Origin of the sequence: Marinobacter sp. F3R08 (assembly GCF_018860425.1) — a bacterium.
In the GTDB taxonomy this organism is placed as follows: domain Bacteria; phylum Pseudomonadota; class Gammaproteobacteria; order Pseudomonadales; family Oleiphilaceae; genus Marinobacter.
The window spans coordinates 81456-89787 of the sequence record NZ_JAHKPI010000024.1 but is presented as its reverse complement, the minus strand read 5'-3'; the positions used below and the strand labels follow the sequence as shown (position 1 = coordinate 89787).

Below are 8332 nucleotides of genomic sequence, written 5' to 3'. Positions count from 1 at the left end.
ATGAATACCCACCAGACCTGGTCCCCCCGGGCGACTCTCCCGCCGGCTACCTGAAACGGCTGACCCGCGAAGGCGAGCGTCGGCGTTATCCGGAGGGCACGCCGCTGCAGGTCCAGAACCTGATCCGCAAGGAACTGGGGCTGATCTCGGAGATGAAGTACGAGCATTACTTCCTCACCATCCACGATATCGTAGCCTTTGCCCGCAGCCGGGAGATTCTCTGCCAGGGCCGGGGGTCTGCCGCCAACTCTGCGGTCTGCTACTGCCTGGGTATCACCGAGGTGAATCCCGCCCGGGTGGAACTGCTGTTCGAGCGTTTTATTTCCAAAGACCGGAACGAGCCGCCGGATATCGACGTGGATTTCGAGCACGAGCGGCGGGAAGAGGTAATCCAGTACATCTACCGGCGCTATTCCCGTGAGCGGGCGGCCCTGGCTGCCACGGTGATCCGTTACCGGCCCAAGAGCGCCATTCGGGATGTCGGCAAGGCTCTGGGGTTTGATCCGGCCCTGGTGGAGCAGTTACTCGAAGGCATCGACTGGCGCGACAAGGCCACCAACTGGCGCCAGCAGATCCTGGACAAGAAACTCACCCGCAACCCGCAGGTGGCAGACCAGTTCTTTACCCTGGTCAACACCCTGCTCGGCTTTCCCCGGCACCTGTCCCAGCATGTGGGCGGCTTTGTGATCAGCGCCGGCCCGCTGGCCGAGTTGGTACCGGTGGAGAACGCCGCCATGGCCGACCGAACCGTCATCCAGTGGGACAAGGACGATCTGGAAAGCCTGGGGCTGATGAAAGTGGATGTGCTGGCCCTTGGTATGCTGTCAGCCATTCGAAAGGCGCTGGCACTCATCAGTGATGAAAAAGGCCAGCCTTTCCGGATGCAGGATGTTCCCCAGGAAGACCGTGACACCTATGCCATGCTTCAGACAGGCGACAGCATCGGCGTGTTCCAGGTGGAATCCCGGGCCCAGATCAACATGCTGCCGCGCCTGAAGCCGGAAACCTACTACGATCTGGTGATCGAAGTAGCCATCGTTCGGCCCGGCCCGATCCAGGGCGATATGGTGCATCCGTACTTGCGCCGCAAGCATGGCCTGGAGCCCGTGGATTACCCCAATGATGCCGTGCGCAAGGTGCTGGAACGCACGCTGGGCGTGCCGATTTTCCAGGAACAGGTCATCAAACTGGCCATGGTAGCGGCCGGTTTCTCTGCTGGCGAAGCCGATCAGCTTCGCCGGGCCATGGCGGCCTGGAAATCTCACGGCGATCTGACCCCGTTCCGGGAAAAACTGATCACAGGCATGCTCGAGCGTGGCCACAGCGCTGATTTCGCCGAACGGCTTTACCAACAGATCTGCGGCTTCGGCGGCTACGGTTTCCCGGAGTCACACGCTGCCAGCTTTGCCCTGCTGGTCTATGTCTCCGCCTGGATAAAACGTCATTACCCGGCCGCGTTTTACTGTGCCCTGCTCAACAGCCAGCCCATGGGATTCTATTCGCCGTCGCAGCTGGTGCAGGACGCCCGCCGCCACAATGTCACCGTGCTGCCACCGGATGTGAACGCCGGCCAGTGGGATCACGTTCTGGAAGGCGAAGAACGTCATCTCCGACTGGGTCTGAGGATTATTCAGGGTCTGTCCGTGAATGGCGCCGAACGCATCCGGCAGAACCGGCCCGCCAATGGCTACCGCTCAACCAGCGAGCTTCGTCGCCTGGCCGGCCTGAACCAGCGGGATATGGAGCTGCTCGCCGGCGCCAACGCCATGCCGGCCTTCACCGCCAACCGCCATCAGGCCTACTGGCAACTGCTGGATCATGAACCACCCGCCAAGCTGTTCGCCGAAGAATCCGCTGAGGACTATCAGACAGACTACTGCCAGCAACTGCCGGAGCCCTCGGAGGGCCAGAACGTCCTCGCCGACTACGCCAGCCAGGGTCTCACCCTGCAACGCCACCCGCTTGCCCTGCTCCGGGAACAGGGTCACCTGAAGCCGTGTCTGAGTGCCGAACAGCTGAAAACTACCAAAGCCGGTATTCCCGTGCAGGTTGCCGGCCTCGTCACCGGGCGCCAGCGCCCTGGCTCCGCCTCCGGCGTTACCTTTGTCACCCTGGAAGACGAAACCGGCAATGTAAACGTCGTGGTCTGGCTGGAAACCGCACGCCGGCAGCGGAAACCGTTATTGACCGCCCGGTTGTTGCATGTGAAAGGGGTTCTGGAGCGGCACGGGGATATCGTGCATGTGATGGCGGGAAAGCTTTCCGATCTCAGCCACTTGATCAAAACACTTCCCGTCGGTTCCCGGGACTTCCACTAGAAACGAAAAAACCCCGCTCCAGGGCGGGGTTTTCTGAACCGCGCAGAGAAGATCAGCTCAGGAGCTTGATCATCACACCCGCAGCAACTGCAGAGCCGATAACACCCGCCACATTCGGACCCATGGCGTGCATCAGCAGGAAGTTCTGCGGATTGGCTTCCAGGCCAACCTTGTTGGACACCCGCGCCGCCATTGGCACCGCAGACACACCGGCAGAACCGATCAACGGGTTGATCTGCTCTTTGGTCAGCTTGTTCATGAGCTTCGCCATCAGAACACCGGAGGCTGTACCAACACCGAAGGCCACAATACCCAGGCCCAGAATACCCAAGGTCTGGGCATCAAGGAACTTGTCCGCCATCAGCTTGGAGCCAACCGACAAACCCAGGAAAATGGTCACGATATTGATCAGTGCGTTCTGGGCCGTGTCGCTCAGGCGCTCAACCACGCCACACTCACGCATCAGGTTACCAAAGCAGAACATACCCAGCAGCGGCGCGGCATCCGGCAGGAACAGCACCACAGCGATCAGGACCACCAGCGGAAAGACGATCTTCTCTTTCTTGCTGACCGGACGCAGCTGGGTCATTTTGATCTTCCGCTCCTCGGCCGAGGTCAGGGCCTTCATGATCGGCGGCTGAATCATCGGAACCATCGCCATGTAAGCGTAGGCAGAAACGGCGATGGCGCCCAGCAGATGCGGTGCCAGTACGCTGGCCACATAGATGGAAGTCGGACCGTCCGCACCACCGATGATACCGATCGCGGCCGCTTCCAGAATGTTGAAGTCCAGAACACCAGTCCAGTCCAGCAGAGCCGCACCGATGACGGTACCGAAGATACCGAACTGTGCCGCAGCACCCAGGAGCATGGTCTTGGGGTTGGCAAGCAGAGGACCAAAATCGGTCATCGCACCCACACCCATGAAGATCAGCAGAGGGCCGACGGTACTGCCGATAACCACCGAGTAGAAGTTATACAGCATGCCGTTGCCATAGCCGAAATCCTGGGCCAGGGAATTGGCCATCGCCATTTCCGAGTAGCTGGCTTCCTTGACCGCAACCTTGAACGCTTCTTTAAGCTCAGGCGTAACAGCTTGCCCGGCCTGATAAGCCACGTCCAACGGTGCTGCCAGCGCAGCGAGGATCTGGGTCGCTTCGCTCTTCAGAGCAAAGTGGATTGCGTTTTCCGCCGCAGTCAGGGCCAGGCCTGCCTCCGGAATATTCGCCAGAATACCGCCAAACCCGATGGGTACCAGCAGCAAAGGCTCAAACCCCTTGCGAATCGCAAGGAACAGAAGGAGCAGGCCGATGGCGATCATGATCACCTGGCCGATCTCGATGTTGAACAGGCCACTGCCTGTCCAGAGCGTCATTAATTTATCCATGGAATGCTGGCCCTTTATGCGATTGTCAGCATTTCATCATCAGGAGAGACGGCATCACCGACCTTGATGAAGACTTCGCCGATGGTACCGGCTTTCGGCGCGCGAACCTCGGTTTCCATTTTCATGGCTTCGAGGATAATCATCACATCGCCCTCTTCCACGGTGTCACCCGGTGAAACCAGAACCTTGAAGATGTTGCCGCCCAGCGGCGCAACCACAGGCTCACCTTCACCCGCCGCAGGTGCCGGAGCCGAGGAGGCTGCCGGAGCAGAGGCAGCACCGCCCTCGCCCTGGATCTGGGTGATCTCGCCACCTTCGGAAACGGCAACAACAAACTTCTTGCCATTCACATCAACGGTGTAGGTCTCGGGGCCTTCAGACTTCTTGGCCGGAGCCGCGCTTTCCGCGGTCGGAACCGGCTCGAAGGCATCCGGATTATTACGGTTTTCGAGGAACTTCAGGCCAATCTGCGGGAACAGCGCGTAGGTCAGAACATCATCTACGGTGTTTTCCGACAGCTTGATGCCTTTCTCGTCGGCCAGCTGTTTGAGTTCGTCGGTCAGCTTGTCCATTTCCGGCTCAAGCAGATCTGCCGGACGACAGGTAACCGGCTCGTTTCCGTCCAGAACACGATCCTGCAGTTCCTTGTTCATCGAAGACGGTGCAGCACCGTACTCGCCTTTGAGGATTGCAGAGGTTTCTTTGGAGATGGACTTGTAGCGCTCACCAGTCAGAACGTTCAGTACCGCCTGGGTACCCACAATCTGGGAGGTAGGCGTTACCAGCGGGATGAAGCCCAGGTCTTCGCGAACCTTGGGAATCTCGTCCAGCACCTGGTCGAACTTGTCGCTGGCGTTCTGTTCACGCAGCTGATTTTCCATGTTGGTGAGCATGCCACCCGGTACCTGGGCAATCAGGATCCGGGAATCCGTACCGCGCAGGCTGCCTTCAAACTTCGCGTACTTCTTGCGTACCTGGCGGAAGTAGCTGGCGATCTCTTCGAGCAGGTTGAGGTCCAGGCCTGTGTCACGGTCAGTCCCCTCAAGAATGGCTACCACCGCTTCGGTGGGCGAATGGCCATAGGTCATGCTCATGGAGGAAATTGCGGTGTCCACGTTATCGATACCGGCTTCGGCGGCCTTGATGGCCGTGGCGGTAGACATGCCAGTAGTGGCGTGGCACTGCATGTGAATCGGGATGTCGAGCTCTTTCTTCAGGCGGCTGACCAGATCAAAGGCCACGTACGGCTTCAGGATACCCGCCATGTCCTTGATGGCGATGGAATCAGCGCCCATGTCAGCGACTTCCTTCGCCAGCTCTACCCACATTTCAATGGTGTGCACCGGGCTGGTGGTATAGGCGATGGTGCCCTGCGCGTGCTTGCCCGTTTTACGAACGGCCTTGATGGCACGATCCAGGTTACGGGGGTCGTTCATCGCATCAAAAATACGGAACACATCAACGCCGTTCTCGGCGGCACGCTCGCAGAAACGGTCTACCACATCGTCCGCGTAGTGGCGGTAACCCAACAGGTTCTGGCCGCGCAGGAGCATCTGCTGCGGGGTGTTGGGCATGGCTTTCTTGAGCTCTCGAATGCGCTCCCAGGGGTCTTCGCCCAGGTAGCGGATGCACGAATCAAAGGTAGCTCCACCCCAGGATTCCAGAGACCAGAAACCGACCTTGTCGAGTTTCTCGGCAATAGGCAGCATGTCATCCAGCCGCATACGGGTGGCAAGCAGGGATTGGTGGGCGTCACGCAAAATAACGTCCGTAATCCCCAGCGGTTTCTTTGTGTCAGTCATCGTGTCAGCCTTCTATTTAAAGGTTCTAGTCTTTTGCCGGCTCACTTCTTGTGGTGAGACCGGAATTGTGCAATCGCCTTCTTGATGGCCTCAGCGGTGTCAGGATCAACCGACGCGGGCGCCTTCGGCTTGGCACGTGGCGTTCTGGCCGGAGTCGCCGGCTCTGGCGGCGCAAACCGTACTATGAGTTTGGACATGAGAAGTGTCGCGAACACCAGAACAATCAGGAACACGAACACAAATCCCATTCCGGCAATCATCAGATCGACGGCTTGTGACATCAGGTCATTCATATCGAACAGCTACCTGTATTGATTTATATTTCTCCCGAGCTCTGCGCGGACTGACCAGTTAGACTAAGGTCTAACAGCATTCCGCCACAATTCGGGTGGCAAAATCCTGCGTAATTTACCGTTTTCAGTGGTTCCGGGCAACCTGATTGCAAAAATCTATACGGGGTTTCCGAGTGCCTGTACCCCGTGAGACATACACCACCGCAACCGGATACATTCGCATTCAGGCATATCTGACGCGAATCTTCCGGCCTTTGACCTTGCCGCTTTCGAGTCTGGACAATGCCTTACCGGCCTGTGACTTTTCCACGGCAACAAAACACTGGTGATCAAACAGATCAATTTTGCCAACGGCTTTCCCGGGCAGGCCGGCTTCGCCCGTCAAGGCACCCAGAACATCCCCCGGGCGAATCTTGTCCTTTCGGCCACCAGCAATACAAAGGGTTTTCATGGAAGGAACTACCGGCCTTGCCGGCGTTGCCAGAAGGGTTTCCGTATCACCCCACTGCACACTGCGGCCACGCTCGGATTCAATACGACTGATCTTGTGTCCTTGAGCAGGTGTACAAAACGTGACTGCATGGCCCTGCTCCCCCGCCCGGCCGGTGCGACCGATGCGATGGGTATGCACTTCCGGATCTCTTGCCGGCTCGGCATTGATCACCAGCGGCAGAGATTTGATATCAAGACCGCGCGCGGCCACATCGGTGGCCACCAGAGTTGCGCAGCTCTGATTTCCAAAGCGCACCAGGACACTGTCACGCTCCCTCTGCTCCAGATCCCCGTGCAGTGGCAGTGCGGAAAACCCTCGCTCGCCCAATTCTGCCGCCATTTCGTCACACTGCTGTTTGGTGGTACAGAAAATAATGCAGGAATCGGGTTGCCGCTCTGACAGCAGCGCCACAATGGCGTCCGATTTGGACTGGGGCGACACCTCGTAGAACAGCTCCTCGATATCCGGATTGTCTCCGGTATCTTCCGCCCGAACATCTACCGGGTTTTTCTGGTACTGCTTGCTGAGTTCTCGGATGGGGCCGGGCCAGGTCGCCGAGAACATCAGGGTCTGTCGGGAGGGCGGCGTCCGGGAAAGAATATCCTCCATTGCGTCCTCAAACCCCATATCCAGCATTCGGTCTGCCTCATCAAGCACGACGGCTTTGAGCCGGGCCAGCGAAAGGGTCTCTTTGCGGAGGTGATCCTGGATCCTGCCCGGAGTTCCTACAACTATATGCGCCCCGTGGCTGAGCGAACCTATCTGAGGCCCTATCGGAACACCACCACACAACGTCAGAACCTTGATGTTCTCCCGGGCTCGCGCCAGCTCTCGCAACGCTTTGGCCACCTGGTCCGCCAGCTCCCGCGTCGGGCACAGTACCAGTGCCTGAACCGCAAAAAGCCGGGGATTCAGCTTTTCAATCAGGCTGATACCGAACGCGGCCGTTTTGCCGCTGCCGGTTTTTGCCATCGCAATGATGTCTTTACCGGCCAGCCCCGGGGCAATCGCTTTCGCCTGAATCTCGGTGGGTTCGGTAAACCCCAGTTGATCAAGATTCGAGCACATGGCGGAGGACAAACCAAAGTCATTAAAAGAAGGCATAGAAGAAAATCCCGGAATCAGCGGAAGCTGGTTATGAAGGCAATAATGAGGGCGTATACTAGGCGGAAATGATACCAGAATCTGCAACGAAAGAACGGAGTTACTGATGGCATCCCTGCAGGACCAATTGCTGAAGGCCGGCCTCGCCGACGAGAAGAAGGCCAAGGCCATTCGCAGCGAAAAGCGCAAGAAAAGAAAACAGCAACCCAAAGGTGCTGTTGAGGTGAACGAGGCCGAGATCAGAGCGCGCCAGGCCCGGGAAGAAAAAGCGGAGAGAGACCGCCAGCTGAATCTTGAGCGCCAGCGAGCTGCCGAGAAAAAAGCGATCCAGGCGCAGATTCGTCAGCTGGTGGAAACTAACCGGCTGGACCGCAGCCGGGGCGAAACCTCCTACCAGTTCGTTCACGATAAAAAGATCAAAAAGCTCTTTGTCGACGACACCATGGTTGATCAGCTTTCCCGAGGACGCCTTGCCATCGTCTTCGTAAACGACAGCTACGAGATTGTCGCGGAAGGCGTTGCCCGGAAGATCATGGAGCGGGATGAGAGCGCCGTAGTGGTTCTTCATGACCGCAAAACAGATGACGTGGGAGAGGACGACCCTTATGCGGGTTATGAGATCCCTGATGATTTGATGTGGTAGGAGAGATTCGCACAAAAAGCGGTCTGTCAGACATTGCCTGAGGACCAATAAAAAACCCCGCACATGGCGGGGTTTTTTATTTAATTTGGCGCGGCTGGGAGGATTCGAACCTCCGACCGCCTGGTTCGTAGCCAGGTACTCTATCCAGCTGAGCTACAGCCGCTTGAAACTTTTGGCAGGTTGATCGATGGCGCGGCTGGGAGGATTCGAACCTCCGACCGCCTGGTTCGTAGCCAGGTACTCTATCCAGCTGAGCTACAGCCGCACATTGATCACTTGCTGTGGTTGCGTG

At 58.1% G+C, this 8332-nt stretch carries 6 protein-coding genes and 2 tRNA genes; 2 read left to right on the top strand and 6 right to left on the bottom strand.

Annotated features, from left to right (window positions below):
- Positions 1-2318: error-prone DNA polymerase (locus KO499_RS15350; RefSeq protein ID WP_215984646.1), on the top strand; the 2318-nt coding region annotated here is incomplete at its 5' end.
- A gap of 52 nt (positions 2319-2370) precedes the next feature.
- Here KO499_RS15350 and KO499_RS15345 read toward each other — a convergent pair.
- The 4 genes from KO499_RS15345 to dbpA all read right to left on the bottom strand — a co-directional run bounded on the left by KO499_RS15345 (position 2371) and on the right by dbpA (position 7397).
- Positions 2371-3705: a sodium ion-translocating decarboxylase subunit beta gene (locus KO499_RS15345; protein WP_416240393.1), complete on the bottom strand. Its 1335-nt coding sequence runs from the start codon at positions 3703-3705 to the stop codon at positions 2371-2373.
- Positions 3706-3719: 14 nt separating this feature from the next.
- Positions 3720-5507: a sodium-extruding oxaloacetate decarboxylase subunit alpha gene (gene oadA / locus KO499_RS15340; protein ID WP_215984644.1), complete on the bottom strand. Its 1788-nt coding sequence runs from the start codon at positions 5505-5507 to the stop codon at positions 3720-3722.
- 41 nt (positions 5508-5548) lie between these two features.
- Positions 5549-5800, bottom strand: a complete 252-nt coding sequence (locus tag KO499_RS15335) for an OadG family protein (protein WP_215984643.1) — start codon at positions 5798-5800, stop codon at positions 5549-5551.
- Between the two features lie 223 nt (positions 5801-6023).
- Positions 6024-7397 carry an ATP-dependent RNA helicase DbpA gene (gene dbpA, locus KO499_RS15330; RefSeq protein WP_215984642.1) on the bottom strand — a complete coding sequence of 458 codons (1374 nt, stop codon included), beginning with the start codon at positions 7395-7397 and terminating at the stop codon, positions 6024-6026.
- 106 nt (positions 7398-7503) lie between these two features.
- Here dbpA and KO499_RS15325 point away from each other — a divergent pair, with 106 nt between their 5' ends.
- Positions 7504-8040 carry a DUF2058 domain-containing protein gene (locus KO499_RS15325; RefSeq protein ID WP_215984641.1) on the top strand — a complete coding sequence of 179 codons (537 nt, stop codon included), beginning with the start codon at positions 7504-7506 and terminating at the stop codon, positions 8038-8040.
- A gap of 86 nt (positions 8041-8126) precedes the next feature.
- Here the strand turns inward: KO499_RS15325 and KO499_RS15320 are convergent.
- Both KO499_RS15320 and KO499_RS15315 read right to left on the bottom strand, forming a co-directional pair.
- A tRNA-Arg gene (locus KO499_RS15320) sits at positions 8127-8203 on the bottom strand.
- 25 nt (positions 8204-8228) lie between these two features.
- Positions 8229-8305: transfer RNA gene (locus KO499_RS15315), tRNA-Arg, on the bottom strand.
- Positions 8306-8332 lie beyond the last annotated feature (27 nt).